Here is a 14,980-nt window from a genome sequence, read left to right on the forward strand (position 1 = left end):
TTCTCAGGCCAGCGATCGCGCCAGATCGGCGAACCTCCGACCGATGCGGCCCCAGCTATAGCGGTCCAGCATGGCCTCCCTGTATGCGAAGGCATCCGCCTCCCACCGGGCGAACGGCGTGTCGAGAAAAGCGATTACCGCGTCGCTCACCGTGGCAGCGGCCACAGGACGCGCAATGGGCGAACAAGGCATGCCTTCCCCCATCAAGGTCGCAATCCCCCCCGCTGCCGAAGCAATAACGGGCCGGGCATGCCCCGCCGCCAGCAGGGCAACGCCACTTTGGGAATGAAAATCCTTATACGGCATGAGCAACGCATCACATCGAGCGATCAGGTCGGCCAGACGCGCTTCGTCGACATAGCCAACCTCAAGGTCAACCACCGCACCCGCGTCGCTGGCGGCCTTGCGTATTTCGGCGAGATAGGCGGCTTCATCGCGATGCCCCCCTCCCCTGACCAGCAGCCGCAATGGCGCGTTTGTCCGGGCGGTTGCAAGGCGCAAACCGGCGATGGCTTCCAGAACACCCTTGTTCGATCGCAACGTGCCGAAGAGCAGCAGCGTACCGGTTCCCGGCAAGGGCGCGGGGGCGTCCGTGGCGAATATGCCAAGGTCGATCACTGCCACCGGGATGGAAAGGTTCGGCACATCCTCCCTGAGCGCAAGCCGTGTCGGCTCGGCAAGAACCACCAGCGCATGAACCAGGCGATAAGGCAGCCGCCAGACAGCCTGCTCCAGACGCCGCAGGAAAGACGGCAGATGCCAGGCATGGGGAATGGGATCATGGACGACATAGATGATCCGGCCGCCACTGATCCGCAAAAACAACAGCATGAGCAGCGCAACGGGCAACGGGTCCATGATGGTCATCACGAACAGCCGGTTTCCGCCGATGCGCGCCCTTGCCAGCAAAAGGAACCCACCGGCCATCCGTGCAAGGCTGAGGCCCAGATTGCGCAACCGGCCAGCACCGGGCCGTTCATGCGGCTGACGCAGCCGGGTCAATTGCGCCATAGGCTGTTCCAGACGCGGATCGGATGAGCGGGGCGCAAGAAAAGTCACGTCGACACCAGCTTGCGCCATCCCCCTCGCCAGTTCGCTGGCATATAGCCCCGCCCCAGATGCGCGCCAGGCGCGGGTAAAGAGGCACAGGCGTAGCGGAGCGGCTGCGCCGACGAGCACTTTATTCCCGGATGCATCCTTCATTTGGGCTGCGGCTCGGACTCGCTCAGGCGCTGGATGGAAAGATCGCGGAACTCGGCCGTATAGACTTCGGATCCGCCCGCGCGATAGATACCGAATTTAAGATAGGGGCCACGCTTGTCATTGAAGCCGAACGGCCCTTGATAGGACACCAGTTGCCGTCCGTCCCGCCAGATTTCGATAGCGCCCTTGCCGCCATGGTCGAAACGGACGCGGATCTTCATCGCGAAGGGATGCCCCCTCTCAATATCCTTGTCGTCGCGATATAGCTGGATATGTTTGAACGCGCCGGGCGGGGTGATTTCTTCGGGGGAATAGCGGGCAGAAATATCCATTTTCTCCCCCTTCATATACAGGCCGAAAGGCGGGCTGTGCCCCTGCTCACCCGGATCGAAGGTTGATTGTATCTGCATCAGCGACATCCATTCCGCGGCGTTGCGCGCGCCCGGCGGAATGGTGAGTTGGAAGGAAATCAGATAGGTTTGCCCAAATTCAAATATCGGACGGACATAGGCTTCCGAACGCTCCCGCACCTGCGCGGACTGCGCGCGATCACCCGCCAGTTGATCGCCCGGACGAACCTCAAACCGATATCCATTCGGGATCGCCTCAACGCTCCACTTTGCGCCCCCATTCTGAAACACCAACTCCTGCTTCCGGGCATTCATGGTAGGGTATGCCTGTTGAGACTGGGCCGGGCCGCACGCCGGCAACAATATCGCCGAAGGCAACAGCAATGTGTAATTGATCCTTGAAGGACGCTGCATCATCCACCTATCTTTCGTTCAGGCCCGGATCGGAGACAAGAATCTGCGACACGGAACCTCCTGTCAATTGCGTCTGCGATTCCCTCCTGCTGATCCAAGCTTATCCCAAAATGGCATTATAATCGCGTCGGCGATTGCGCATCTGCCGCAACTGCACCCACCCTGAAAAAAGCAATGCCGGAAACAACACATTGTTTTCGAGCATGAAAGATGGACTGATAAGGCCCTGAACAGCGCAGACGAGTGATGTTAGATGCAAGGCCATTCGACCCGGCGTCCGGGCGCCCGATCGCATCGGCAACCGCGCAATGATCATGCAGGCAGTCAGGACGATATAGATGCACAGACCACCAATCCCATATATCAACAATGGCCCAATCGGCCCAAGGTCCGTCGGATATACAGAATAATAGGTCGGAACACGCAGATAAGCCTGCAGATCCGCGCTGCTGCCCGCAATGCCGATGCCCAACAGCCAATTGTCCGTCACAAATGGAGAGACATGCCGATACGCCAGCAAGCGTGCGAAACCAGATGCATCATCCATGAAATAGGAAAATGGTTCCCATTGCGGGATAATCAGGCCCGCCAACAAAATAGCATATCCAACGATTATCGTAATGAAAATGCCTATCCTGACCAACAGGTTTAACGATCTAAATGCCCGCAATATGCAAACAAGTAAGAATAATGCCAGGAATGTTCTGTAATCGCTAAGCCATATTGCCCATATCGACATCGCCATGACAATCGACCGGAACAAAATGTTCCCTCTTCGCCACTCCCACATGAAGAAGAAGGCATAGGCGGCGAAGGCCGGAGCGAACATCACCCTCAAACCCCGCTGATAGTCGCCCATCTTCAATATGTGTGAATCTACTTCCTTGGCGGCAGCAATGATCCACTCATACCCCAGGGTGAAGAAGACGATATAACCCGCTGATATCCAGGCGAGATAATATAAAGTTCGATCTATTGTTACGCGGGATCGAATGAAGGGCAGAAAGGTCAGTGCAGGAAAATAGGCAAAAATCGCGTTGAAGTTATACCCCATGCCCGATCGACGAACAAATCCGACATGGGCAAACACGAACAACGCAAGAATGGCCACCCCCATCCAGAATGCAGGCCAATAGCGTGCGCTGGAAAGGCAGGCAGGTAAATAAATTATGGTCGCGGCGATCAATATCAGCATGGCGGCCATATCCGCCTGCAGCCAGAAAAGAGAGCCAAGGTCGGACGCCTTGACCACCGTTGCCAACAGGACAAGCACCACTGACAGCCGGGCCAAGGCTCCGCTGAGGCGGAGTTTCCCGATCCGCGGTGTTGTCAGGAGCATCCAGCCTGTCATCAGCTTCGCACCGCCTTAGGCATGAACCGCCCCATCTGCGCCATCAGAGGATGTCTCAGCACATATATTCCAGCAAGCCAAAGGGCCAGGCCCGCGGCGACCACCCCGATTATCGCCCCGACACCTTGTTGCGCGGGATGCTCTGCAAATACGACGAGCAGCAAGGCTGGAAAACAGGCCAGGCCGGTCAGAATGAGACTGCGCTGGTAGATCCGAAAAAAATCCTTTGGCAAGGTGTCGGTCATCCGATGAAGATGCACGCGATACAGAAAAACCGCCAGCAGGGCATCTGCGACCCGCACGGCCGCCGCCATTTCCATACTGATGAAACAGGCAGCCACAAACAGCAGAAAAGTGATTCCTGCGCGAATATATTCGATGCGTGTCAGAATGTGCAGTTCATTCCTGGCCGCAAAAATCTCCCACACCATCGAAACGGAAATCTGGATCATGGATGCAGTGAGCAGCAAGGAAAGCGCCGTAGCGGCCGGCACCCATTTTGCGCCGAATATCAGTTGAAGGAGGGGCGCCGACAATATCGCACCGCCGCAAAAGACCGGCCACAACAGCGCCGTCGTCAGCTCCAGCCCCATGAGATAGCGATCCCGAAAGGAGATGCCCTGCCGATGCAGGCTGGAAAAATCGGCCAGCATCACCCGGCCGATCAGCGTGTGCAGATTGACCCACAACATGGAGTTCAGGGAAGCGGCCCGAAAATATAACCCCATCGTCTCCAGCCCCTGCAACCGGGCCAGCACGATTTCCGAGAGCCGAGAGGATGCCGTGTTCAACCCGGCGATCGCCAGCATCTGCAGGCCGAAGTGACTGATGCGCCGCCAGGACCGCAGGCCCAGACCAAAGGCCACATAGCGCGCGCCGACAATCATGGTCAAAATCAATGTCATCGCTGCGGCCACCCACTGGCCATAAGGCACGCTCATATAGCTATAGCCACGAATCGCGAATATGATGGTCGCCGCAGCGCCCGCCACGACCGATACAATGCTGATAAGGGCGATCCGCTGAAACTGCCTTTCCCGTTCCATGCGCGCTGCTGGCAGGAAATAGAAAATCGCGAACATCGGCGTCAGCGCCATCGCTTGCAGCACATGGCCGACACCCCTTTCCTTCAGAAAGGCACCGCCGAACAGACCGAAAATGAAAATGGCCAGCGACAGGCCAATCGTAATCAGCGCGTTGACGGTAAAGGCCGTAACCAGCACCTCTTCGCTTAACTCCTCCTCACGAATGATCAGGGCTTTCAGCCCCGTCGCCTGCACGAGGGAGAGGATCGCAACCACCGACAGGGCAAGGGCATAAATCCCCGCGTCATGCACGGTCAAATAGCGCGCCAGGACAACCTGCGAGGCGAATTGCGCCCCTACTGTCAGGATTTGCGCGCCCCCCATCCAGGCGAGCGAGGAACGGACCGACCGCATGGTCAGCGCCCCTCGCGATGCGCGTCGCTGGCCACCGCATCATCGGCGATCACCACTATGTCCAGCGGGCGTTCGGGTGGGATGCGCGGCCGCAGGATTCCGCCTATGGTGGCCCATGCTATGCTGTTCCACGACAGAAAATTATACAACGCAAGCGACAGCGATCTTCGCCGCACGGTCAGGAACAGCAAGGGTGCGGCCAGCAGCAATATGGCAAAGGGCCAGCCATGGCCTGACAAGCAGGTAGCGATCAACAGTACCCACCACAGGATCACGACAAGACTGTTGCGCCCGTGACTGAAGCTGCTGGCAAGTCTGCGAAAATGGGGCTTCCCCCACGCCGCGCGCAGCAATTGCCCTGCCCCGCCGGCATAGCCGGACCTGAGCCGCCGCCATAGCAGTCGGTATCCCGACATATCATGCCCGAAATGATCGACCGAATGGACCGAAATACGTGCAAGCGTCCATCCCGCGACACGCAATCGCCAGCCCAGATCAAGCTCTTCGAAAGCACGCAGGTTGCGATCCGCGAAATAACCGACCTGCTCAATGGCGCTCCGGCGATACAGTCCTCCACCGTCCAGATTGTCGACCTTTTCTCCCGCTGGCCGCAGCTTTGCCCCAGCACGGGCGCGGATCAGGAATTCCTGATTGGACACTATTCGTTCGCGCAGTTCACCGCCCACACCGGCGACGTCGGGATGACGCTCCAGATAATCGATGGCGGCGGGCAGAAAGCCCGGATCAAGCAGCATATCGCCATCCAGCAGATAGAAGTAATGGCCGCGTGAGGATTGAAAGGCGAGTTGCGCACCCGCGCCGCAACAGCGTTCGTCTGGATTGGCCAGTTGAACGATGCGAACGGGGAAACGACGCGCAATGTCTATCGTGCCATCAACCGACCCGCTATCGGCAAGCAACACTTCGGCGTCCAGCGGCCTTGCAGCCTCCAGAGCGTGGGAAAGCGTATCGGCAATGTGCTGCCGCTCATTCAATGCCTTGATTGCAATTGTCACCAATAGGGGGGAATCAGACTTTTGTGTCTCCACTGACCCCTGCCCTGTCTTGGAATTGAGCGTGATTTCGCCTTATGGCAGAGAGCCTCAACTCGCAATCCCCTTCATGGCCAGTTACTGGCAAATGCGTCCGAATCGATCCGGCTCACGACAGCCAGACAAAACAGGCGGAGAATGACCCTCGCATGGCCGCACCTCGTCCAGCTTCCACACAGGTCGTCCTGTTTGCCACCCATGCCGCCCCCGGCGGAATAAAGGAATTGTGGGAAAGCCTGGCCGATGGCCTGCGCGCGCATGGATATGACACCAGCCTTCAAGCGCTGTACCGCCATGAGGAGGATGTTCCTTCGGCGGGGAACCGGCCGTGGAACTATATAATGACCGGACGCCATGCCGGAGCGACGGGCGCCTTGCATATGATCGTCGCGCTGGCGCTATGGCTTTGGCGGACAAGGCCCGCTGTTGTCATTTCGGCTATGCCCGCCGCCAATATTCTGCTGCCGCTGCTCGCCCGGCTGTTCAGCCCCGCGACACGGATCATCGAAACGCATCACACCCCGATCGGCACCTATCACCCTCTTCTGAGACGACTGAGCGGGTCTTCCCAGTCCATGAATAACGTCGCCTTCATCGTCGGCGTATCGCGCGCCGTGCTGGCGTCCCTCCCGGCAGCGACGCGGGAGAAACAGCGACACAAGGCGCTGGTCATTCCCAACGCCATGGCGCCGGAAATCGAAACATTGCTGGCCACCCTCGCGCCCACCCATGAACGGATCGCGGCAAGCCGAAACATTTGCGCGGTCGGGCGCCTCAGCGAGCAGAAAAATTATTCCACCCTCATTCGCGCTGCATCGCTGCTTCCCGCTGACGTGCAGATCGACATAATCGGCGGGGGACCGGAAGAAACAGCGCTCAAGTCCCAAATTGCGGATCTTGGCCTTCAGGCACGCGTTCGCCTGCTTGGGCACCGCTCCCGCGCAGAAACGCTAAAGCGCCTGGCAGCGGCCGATGTCTTCGTGCAGATCAGCCGTTGGGAAGGCCACAGCCTTGCGCTGATCGAGGCGGCCAAATTATATCTGCCGCTTATCGTCTCGGACGTCCCTGTCCAGATCGAAGGGGTCATGGCCCAGGATGGAACAGCCTGCGGCCTGATCGCGGGGGTGGACAATGCAGAAGATATTGCCGACAAAATGACTATGCTGCTGGACGATCCGGCCGCCTATCGGCTTTGGAGCGACAAGGCGCGCCGACTGGGCAGTGAATTCAGCTTCGACGCCATGTGCTACAGATATTGCCAACTGATCGAACGTGCCACAGAAGCCAGATAATGCCGCCAATCCCGACCGCCGGTCCCGGCCATCTGTCAGGGACCGGAGAAGAGAGGACAAGGACAATCGTGACAAAAGCCCATGTCGCCAATACGCGCATCAAAGCGCCTGTGAGCAAGGGACTGATACAGGCCAGTTTCTTTCTGCTGTTGCTGCTCTCGCTCCTCTCTCCCTTCATGATCCTTTCCGATCTTCCCGGCATGGGGGAAAACAGCCTGATTCGGCAGGTCGCCTATCCTGCCATTACCTTGCTTCTCCTGATCGCCATCCGGCCTGATTCCAATCTTTCCAACCTGACACCCATTGCATGGCCCCTTCTGGCGGCGCTGGGCTGGTGCTGGCTAAGTCTGGCATGGTCGATCGACAGGGGCGCCTCCCTTTCACACCTGATACTCACCTCGATCATCCTGTGGGGCATCTTCGTGTGCGTGACCCAATTGCGGTTCGAACAGATATTATTGCTGGTCCGGGTGGCCCTGGTCCTGCTGGTCGCGCTGAATTTCATTGTGCTGCTGTTCGACCCGTCCTTTGCGATCCATCAGTCGAACGACATGGTCGAATCAAAGCTGGCCGGCGACTGGCGCGGCATGATGATGCACAAAAACTATGCCGGGGCCGTCATGGCGATGACGATCCTGTTTTTTACCTTTCACGCGCGCACGATATGGATGCCGTTGCGCCTGGCGGTTATCGGCGCGGCGGCGGTCTTTCTCTACTATTCGACGTCCAAGACGTCGACCGGCATGGTGATTACGGCGTTAGTGATTGGCCTGTTCCTGCGCCATTACCATTTCCGCTATCGCCCCGTGATGGTCATCTTGCTGATGATTTTGGGGATCGGCGCGGTCACTCTCAATTTCATCTATCGCAATCCGCTCAAGGAACAATGGTCGAACCCGGATGCCTTTACCGGCCGGACGCTTATCTGGGATATGCTGCTGCGCTACTGGCAGGATCATTTCTGGCTTGGATCAGGCTTTGGCGCCTTCTGGAATACTGGCTCGGGATCTCCGGTTTATAGCTATGCAACAGGCTGGGTGACGGGCATCGGGACCGGCCATAATGGCTATCTCGACCTGCTGGCGCAGACCGGCCTGATCGGTGCTGTCATCATCATCATGGCATGCTTGCTCTGGCCCCTCACCCTGCTTCTGCTGGGCAAAAGGTCAGATGGTGAGCAGACGGCCCTGCTGACGGCGATCATGGTTTTCTGCATCGGTCATAATTTCACGGAAAGCTCGATATTCGATCGGGATGCGATCATGAATCTGTTCCTGCTGCTGACCGTTGGCCTGATCGTCAAAGGCGAACGCAAGGGTGCGGGCAAGGCATTCGATTTCCGTTTCAAACCGGCGGATGCACGCGGATCGTGAGTCGACTGCTCATCGTCCAATATGCCGGGGACTATCGCGACGCCTGGCGGCAACTGGCAGAGACGGGGACAGAAACCTACCACGCACATGCCTATGTGTTCGAAACGTTGGCGCAGATTTCCGAACATTTTGGCGAGGCGGGACTGCTCTGTTGCAACAGCGCCGAAGACTATCGCGACCGTTTGTTCGGGACGGTGACGGCCATCGGCGTCGCAGCCTCGCCCGATCGTCAGGCCAGCAAGGTCATTCGCGCAATAGAGGACTATGCCCCCACACATCTGCTGATCCATGGTCCCATGCCGCGCCTGTTGGCATGGGGTCTACGGCAACGTTTTCGCCTCGCCTGTATATTTGCCGATTCCTTTGAAACAGGGGCTGTGCGGCGATGGCTGAAATTCGGTGCGCTGGCGTCCCTGCTCAACCATCCGAAAATCGAATGGATCGCCAACCACGGGGTCAACGCCTGCCTGTCATTGCAACGGATAGGGGTCGATGACCGCAAGGTCGTCATCTGGGACTGGCCGCATACACGACATCCACAGCATAATGATGCGCAAGCCGGTCCGGGCAAGCCACCCCATATATTGCTCTATGTCGGATCGATCATCCCGTCCAAGGGCATCGGTGATCTGTTACGGGCGATCGCGCTGCTGCGCAAACGCGGCCTGCCCGTCGTTGCCCATATTGCAGGCAGCGGGCAATCCGAAAAATTTGAATCCATGGCGAAAAAGCTGGGGATCATCGACCATGTCACCTTCCTTGGCCCCGTGCCGAACGCGGCGATCCCGGCCCTGATGCGGGACAGCGCGGCCGTCATAATACCCAGCCGCCACAGCTATCCCGAGGGGCTGCCGCTCACCATCTATGAAGCGCTGTCTTCAAGGACTCCGATCGTCGCGTCGGATCATCCGATGTTTTCAGGCCACCTGATAGATGGTGTCACGGCCATGTCCTTTGCCGAGCGAGACCCCGTCGGGCTGGCCAATGCCGTGGAGAGATTGCTGGCCGATCCGGCATTATACGGCAAATTGTCGGACGCATCCACCGACACCTGGCGCGCGATGCAATGCGATACCAAATGGGGCGACCTTCTGCACCACTGGATGGCCAACGATCCGACATGGTTCGACCAGCGATCCATCAGGAATATGAAACGGCCGGGCGCGCAAGTGGCCTAATATGGTTAAAATGCCGTTCAATACAGACCTTAGGGTGATATAGCAGTTTTAGAGACACTTTGCTCCACGGGACTTGGAGGAAAGAATGCGATTTCTAGAACTGGTCCGTTGCGGTCTATTTGCAACGGCGGCCGTCTTTGCGCACCCCGTCACCGCGAAGTCCGTTGCACCGAGCTTTATTCCTGTTGGTGAAACAGCAGATGCTCCTGCCGGGTTTGTCGAAATGTGCGCCCGCAATGCCCAGCTTTGCCAGATTGGCGCAGACCCGAATCTTCCGCCGATGGAACGGTCGGGCGCAAGCACCGATCAGTTGGGCCTGTCCGCCAGTGGAACCGGTGCCATCGTCAATAGCCACCATGACACTTCACATATTCAGAAGGATGATACGGCACCGATCATTGTCAACGGCCGCACCAGCAACGCACAGGCACAGCAAACGCAAAAACAGCTCTACAAGATGCTGAAGGCGGTCAATGGAAAGACCAATCGCGATATCTATCAGGCCTCGGACATCCGGGCCTTTGGCGTGGGCGAGCTATGGCAACGTCCCGCAGGCCGCTATCTGGTGGGAGATTGCGAGGACATCGCGATCGAAAAGCGTATCCGGCTGATGGAAATGGGCTTCCCCGCATCCAATCTCTTCTACGCGGTCGTCTATCATCCAGTCGCGGGCCTGCACACGGTCCTGATTGCCAGAATGGAAGCGGGCGATTTCGTTCTCGACAACATCACCCCGCACATCCTGCACTGGTCAGAAACCCGCTTTTCCTGGCTGCGGCAGCAGACCCCTGGACATCCCGAAAACTGGGCCCGCATCGCGGACACAAAGTTGAGCTGAACCCCGTCCACCGTCGGGTCGTCTGTTCAGCGCGCATCCCCGGCGATTGCGCGATAAAGGGAAGCGAAATGTGCAGTCCCTCCCTCTATCGAATAGAGCGCACGCTGGCGCATTTGCCCTTGTCGCCCCAATCTTTTCCGCAACTCTGCATCGCCCAGCAGGCGCTGCAGGGCGTCTGCGAGCGCGCCAGCCTCACCCGGAGGAACCAGAAACCCGGTTTCCCCGTCAATCACCTGTTCTGGTATCGCACCGATCAGGGTCGAGACGACCGGCAAGCCACAGGCCATGGCTTCCAATATCGACATGGGCTGGTTTTCCTGTCGCGATGGCAGGACATAGACATCGCCACGGCATAATATGGAATGGACCTCTTCCGCCCCTATCCAGCCGGTAAATTCGACCCGATCCGTCAGGCCCAGCTCATCGGCGCGCCGACGTGCGGCATCCACTTCTCCATTACCCCCGATTATCGCCCGCCACGGCAAAGCCCGCAACGCCGGCTCCGCCAGCGCCTCAAGCAGCACGTCGACGCCCTTCCGCTTGCCTACGATACCCATGAATATAAGATTGGGTGGTTCCCCCACCCCGGCCCCATCGGCCAGGGGACGATCTGCGACCCCGTTCGAGATCAGATGGACCCGCTCTGCCGGCACCTCCAGCGTTTCAATGGCAAAACGTTGCCAGTAAGTGCCCATGGTGACAACCGCATCCGCACTGCGGAAGAAGGCCCGGACCATGCGCTGGCGAAAACCGGCCAGGCCCGCATACCATTCGTCATAACCGCTCCCATGAAGGTGCAGCAACTGCCTGACGCCCAGCAACCGGGCGCATTGCCCAAATAGCATCTTGCGCCATGTCGAGCCGCGCGGCGCAATGTTGATATGTACAATGTCCACCGCCTGCGATCGGACAAGAGCGGCGAAACGCACCAGGGCAATCGGTATGGAGGCATGATTGAAAAGTCGCCGCTCCGTCAGCCGGGTGGGTTCCAGCGAAGGACGGATCAAGCTGTGCTGTTCTGATAACGTGCGTTCGAGATTCAGCATGATACTGCCGATCCCCCCGCGCGAGGCGCTCCCTTCGGACAGAAGCATCACGACCCTGATCGGTTTCATGCGCAGGCCAAATATCTGTGCCAATGATGCCAGTCCGTGGCGCTACCGCCGGCCATGCCCCAGTTCCCTGATATAAGTAACGACAGCATTCAGCAGGGCTTCGTGCGAAGGATCGAGCAATGCTTCGCCGGGGGGAACGAGATCCCTGCTGACAAGGGTCGCCATATCCTCTGCCGTGCGCGCGATATACACGCCCTCACGCCCTTCCAGCGCACCGATCGTCGCCATCTGATGATCGTTGCGATGTTCGCCGCGCGCAGCCTCTCTGGGAAACAGGATGACCGGCTTTTGCACTTTCCGGGCATTCAGCACCGTCCCGATCCCCGCATGGGAAATGATCAGCCGGGCCTGCTTCAGCAACTGATCGAACTCGACCGGCTCTATGAAACGTTGCCATTGCATATGTTCGGGAACATAGGCGCCGTCTCCGATCTGTGCGACGAACGGCTCGCCGCTTTGCGCAGCCAACAGATCGACGATCCCAATCAGGCGATCAAACGGCAATTGAGTGCCTACCGTAACAAGGATCAAAGGAGTGCCCCGACGAATTCAGGGCCGTGGCGACCTGACAACGGCGCCCATTGGGTCAGCCATCGGGACGCAAAGAACCGTGCCCATCGCCCACTCATGGATAGTCGTTCCGAATTGGCCACACTGTCCAGCCATATCGTGTGTGCGCCGCTCACCCTGCCGCAGATCAACACCAGCAGACCCGGCAATGCGCCCGTCGTAATGACGACATCGGGCCGCACTTCGCGCACCAGCCGCCAGGCATGGACGATACACCGCAGCACACGTAGCGGCCTGTTACGGTTGCTCTCTGGCAGCGCCAGCACGCCGCGAAGACCATGCCGCTCCCCAAGCTGAGGGTTGGACGTCGCGAAAACCACGGTGAATTTTTCCAGTGCGGGGCGCAGGAGCATCAGTTGCTCCCAATGCCCCCCGGCAGAGGAAGCCGCCAGAACCTTTATCTTCCGGTCGCCTTGCTGCGAACGCGCGTCCACGCCCATCCCCTTGTTGAATCCTGTCCGCTACGCGGGACGGCATAAAAGCTTCTTCGCCCGATAACCCGGAAAGCCGGTGCAACACAATCAATCTTACCGCACCTGCGTCCTATTGAGGAACATGTGCGGCTTACCGATGGACTGAACGGCCCAAGGGACGCTAACTGCACGCCACTTGCCAATACACCGCTGCTCCAGCCGGATTTAGCCTAATGTCGGATTCTACCAATATTCTCATCATTCTCGTCAACTGGAACGGCTGGCGCGACAGCATCGCCTGTATCCGGTCCTGCCTGATGCTGGATCAGCCCGGGATACGGATCATGCTCTGCGACAATGAGTCGGGGGATGGGTCGGTGGAAAAAATTCTCGACTGGGCCGAGGGGCGATGCCCTGCCCCGGATGCCATGTCGCCTATCCCGCTTGGCATGCGGCGTCCCGATGGCGTCGCACTGCTCGATCGCAAGCAGGCGGAGGATGGAGCGGATGGTGATGGCGCCCAGTTGCTGATCGTGCCGACGGGCGGCAATCTTGGTTTCGCCGGAGGGAATAATATAGGCCTGCGCTGGGCCATGGCGCGCGGCTGCGACCATGCCTGGCTGCTCAACAATGACACGGTCGTTCGATCCGATGCGTTGTCCATGCTGGTGCGGACGATGGAGTGCGACCCGTCGCCCGGTATTTGCGGATCTGTCATCCTGGACTTCGAATATCCCGACCGCATTCAGGCGATCGCAGGCGCCATGCAGCGCAATACGCTCCAGGGACGCCATATCGGCACGGGCCTGCCATTGGCCAGCGCAACCCAGACCTCGCCTCAATCCCTTTTACGAAAGGGAGAATTTCTCTATCCTATCGGCGCCTCCATTCTTGTCAGTCGCCCGTTCCTGGAACAAGTCGGTCTTATGAATGAAGCCTATTTCCTTTATTATGAGGAAAGCGACTGGATATTGCGGAGCCAGGGCCTGTTCCGGGCGACCATCGCGCCGGAAAGCCTCGTCTATCATCATATGGGTGCCAGCACCGGTTATTCGCAGGACGGCGTTTCGGCGCGGGCGCTGGGCTATCTGTATCGCAGCCGCCTGCTGGCAGCGCGTCTTCATGCGCCCAACAGATTGCCGATGGTAGTCGCTCGCATGCTTTGGGAAGCGGCACGGGGGCTGTTAAGCGGCCAGCGCGCCCGCACCAGCGCTGTGCTCAATGCGCTTGGCGGCCGCGTCCGCCCGCCCATTTGACCCGCCGTCCCAACCGAAGCAACGGGCGCTCCGCCAGGGCATAAACCGGCACACTGATCAGGATCGCTATCGCCGCGAAAAGAACGGGTATCAGGGGCTGCACGACCCATCCTTCCAATTTGGGCAGGGCAAAGCGCAGCAGCGCCGACAGGATCGTTGTGTGGATAAGATACATCGTAAAGCTTGCGTCGCCAAGCGCGCCCAGCCAGGCGGGCGCGGCAAGGCGCCCCTCTCGTTCCAACGTCACGACCGCCAGCAGCAGCACCGCAAAGGCAAGCGCAAAGGCGAAGGATTCGGGAAATCCGGTGATCCAACCGCCATGCGCGCCAAAAGCGGCCGCAATCAGCAGCATCAGCCCCAGAAAGGCAGCGCTCCATGCCATGCGAATCCCGATGTGGCCCCACAGCATCGCCACCGCCATTCCGATCAGAAATTCCGTATTGAGCAGATCGAACGCCACACTGAAAAGCGTCGGCACACCAGCCCCACGGGACTGGTGATACACGAGCATCACTGCAAGCCACAGGATCATGGCCACCACGCCGACCCGACGGGACAGAAGCAACAGCGCGAACATCAGGTAAAAGAACAGTTCGTGGAAGAGGGTCCACGCAACCTGAAGCGGCGGCGGGTCCGAGGTAAAGCGAATGAGGGAAAAGGCCGTCAGCAGATTGGCGGAGGACAATGGCACCTCCTGCCGGCCCAGGCTCAGGCCGATCAGAGCCAGAAAACCCAGCAGATAGACCCAATAGATCGGATAGATGCGAATCGCGCGCCGCCAGAGATAAGCCCCCACCCGGTCGGGACGTCCCAAATCGGCACGGTGAGCGGAAAAAATAATGAAGCCACTCAGCACGAAGAAAAAATCAACGCCGTGCCGGCCCAACTCTCCCCAACCGCCCCACATCAGCGCGTTACCGTAGCGCGGCAGCGCGAACATTGTGGATGCATGGTGAAAAACCACCAGGGCAGCGGCGAGCGCTCGCCCGGCCTGGACCGTCGTCAGCACCGTTGAATTCCGTGAGGCCTGCGCTCCGCCGACAAGTGGCTCAGCAAGTGCGTGCATCAGGTCTTCGCCACAGGGACGGAACACGCTGCGATATTGTGTCGCCCATCGTTACCGCAACCGTCGAATC

General features: G+C 59.0%; 14 protein-coding genes. 5 read left to right on the plus strand and 9 right to left on the minus strand.

Translation table 11 applies throughout. From position 1 onward, the window contains the following. Positions 1 to 3 precede the first annotated feature (3 nt). From WFR25_RS20040 to WFR25_RS20060, 5 genes are all read right to left on the minus strand, one after another. Positions 4 to 1,203, minus strand: coding sequence for a glycosyltransferase family 4 protein (locus WFR25_RS20040; RefSeq protein ID WP_336973121.1), 1,200 nt, complete (start codon positions 1,201 to 1,203; stop codon positions 4 to 6). Further along, positions 1,200 to 1,868 (minus strand): heparin lyase I family protein, encoded by a 669-nt coding sequence (locus WFR25_RS20045; RefSeq protein WP_336973124.1) that lies wholly within the window; start codon positions 1,866 to 1,868, stop codon positions 1,200 to 1,202. Before WFR25_RS20045 ends, WFR25_RS20040 begins: the two co-directional genes overlap by 4 nt. A gap of 199 nt (positions 1,869 to 2,067) precedes the next feature. Next, positions 2,068 to 3,318, minus strand: coding sequence for a hypothetical protein (locus WFR25_RS20050; protein ID WP_336973127.1), 1,251 nt, complete (start codon positions 3,316 to 3,318; stop codon positions 2,068 to 2,070). Then, positions 3,318 to 4,757, minus strand: coding sequence for an oligosaccharide flippase family protein (locus WFR25_RS20055; protein WP_336973130.1), 1,440 nt, complete (start codon positions 4,755 to 4,757; stop codon positions 3,318 to 3,320). Before WFR25_RS20055 ends, WFR25_RS20050 begins: the two co-directional genes overlap by 1 nt. Before the next feature lie 2 nt (positions 4,758 to 4,759). Then, on the minus strand, positions 4,760 to 5,773 hold the full coding sequence (locus WFR25_RS20060; RefSeq protein ID WP_336973132.1) for a glycosyltransferase: 1,014 nt from the start codon (positions 5,771 to 5,773) through the stop codon (positions 4,760 to 4,762). A 185-nt stretch (positions 5,774 to 5,958) separates the two neighbouring features. Here WFR25_RS20060 and WFR25_RS20065 point away from each other — a divergent pair, with 185 nt between their 5' ends. From WFR25_RS20065 to WFR25_RS20080, 4 genes are all read left to right on the plus strand, one after another. Next, positions 5,959 to 7,101 carry a glycosyltransferase family 4 protein gene (locus WFR25_RS20065; RefSeq protein WP_336973133.1) on the plus strand — a complete coding sequence of 381 codons (1,143 nt, stop codon included), beginning with the start codon at positions 5,959 to 5,961 and terminating at the stop codon, positions 7,099 to 7,101. 68 nt (positions 7,102 to 7,169) lie between these two features. Next, positions 7,170 to 8,474, plus strand: coding sequence for an O-antigen ligase family protein (locus tag WFR25_RS20070; RefSeq protein WP_336973134.1), 1,305 nt, complete (start codon positions 7,170 to 7,172; stop codon positions 8,472 to 8,474). Further along, complete coding sequence (locus WFR25_RS20075) at positions 8,471 to 9,652, plus strand: glycosyltransferase family 4 protein (protein WP_336973136.1); 1,182 nt, start codon at positions 8,471 to 8,473, stop codon at positions 9,650 to 9,652. The genes WFR25_RS20070 and WFR25_RS20075 overlap by 4 nt, the downstream gene beginning before the upstream one ends. 73 nt (positions 9,653 to 9,725) lie before the next feature. Further along, positions 9,726 to 10,490, plus strand: coding sequence for a transglutaminase-like cysteine peptidase (locus WFR25_RS20080; RefSeq protein WP_336973137.1), 765 nt, complete (start codon positions 9,726 to 9,728; stop codon positions 10,488 to 10,490). A 26-nt stretch (positions 10,491 to 10,516) separates the two neighbouring features. On the opposite strand, the gene WFR25_RS20085 is transcribed toward WFR25_RS20080, so the two are convergent. The 3 genes from WFR25_RS20085 to WFR25_RS20095 all read right to left on the minus strand — a co-directional run bounded on the left by WFR25_RS20085 (position 10,517) and on the right by WFR25_RS20095 (position 12,609). Continuing rightward, a complete protein-coding gene (locus WFR25_RS20085; RefSeq protein ID WP_336973138.1) occupies positions 10,517 to 11,536 on the minus strand; it encodes a glycosyltransferase family 4 protein in 1,020 nt (339 codons plus the stop codon). 111 nt (positions 11,537 to 11,647) lie between these two features. Then, positions 11,648 to 12,136 (minus strand): glycosyltransferase, encoded by a 489-nt coding sequence (locus WFR25_RS20090; RefSeq protein ID WP_336973139.1) that lies wholly within the window; start codon positions 12,134 to 12,136, stop codon positions 11,648 to 11,650. After that, positions 12,133 to 12,609 (minus strand): glucuronosyltransferase, encoded by a 477-nt coding sequence (locus WFR25_RS20095; RefSeq protein WP_336973140.1) that lies wholly within the window; start codon positions 12,607 to 12,609, stop codon positions 12,133 to 12,135. Before WFR25_RS20095 ends, WFR25_RS20090 begins: the two co-directional genes overlap by 4 nt. A 212-nt stretch (positions 12,610 to 12,821) precedes the next feature. Here WFR25_RS20095 and WFR25_RS20100 point away from each other — a divergent pair, with 212 nt between their 5' ends. Beyond that, the gene (locus WFR25_RS20100) at positions 12,822 to 13,844 is read left to right on the plus strand and encodes a glycosyltransferase family 2 protein (protein ID WP_336973141.1); all 1,023 of its coding nucleotides are present in this window, start codon (positions 12,822 to 12,824) and stop codon (positions 13,842 to 13,844) included. Here WFR25_RS20100 and WFR25_RS20105 read toward each other — a convergent pair. Continuing rightward, positions 13,807 to 14,910: an acyltransferase family protein gene (locus WFR25_RS20105; protein WP_336973142.1), complete on the minus strand. Its 1,104-nt coding sequence runs from the start codon at positions 14,908 to 14,910 to the stop codon at positions 13,807 to 13,809. The genes WFR25_RS20100 and WFR25_RS20105 overlap by 38 nt on opposite strands. Between the last annotated feature and the right edge of the window lie 70 nt (positions 14,911 to 14,980).

Source organism: Sphingobium aromaticiconvertens, assembly GCF_037154075.1.
GTDB lineage: Bacteria > Pseudomonadota > Alphaproteobacteria > Sphingomonadales > Sphingomonadaceae > Sphingobium > Sphingobium aromaticiconvertens.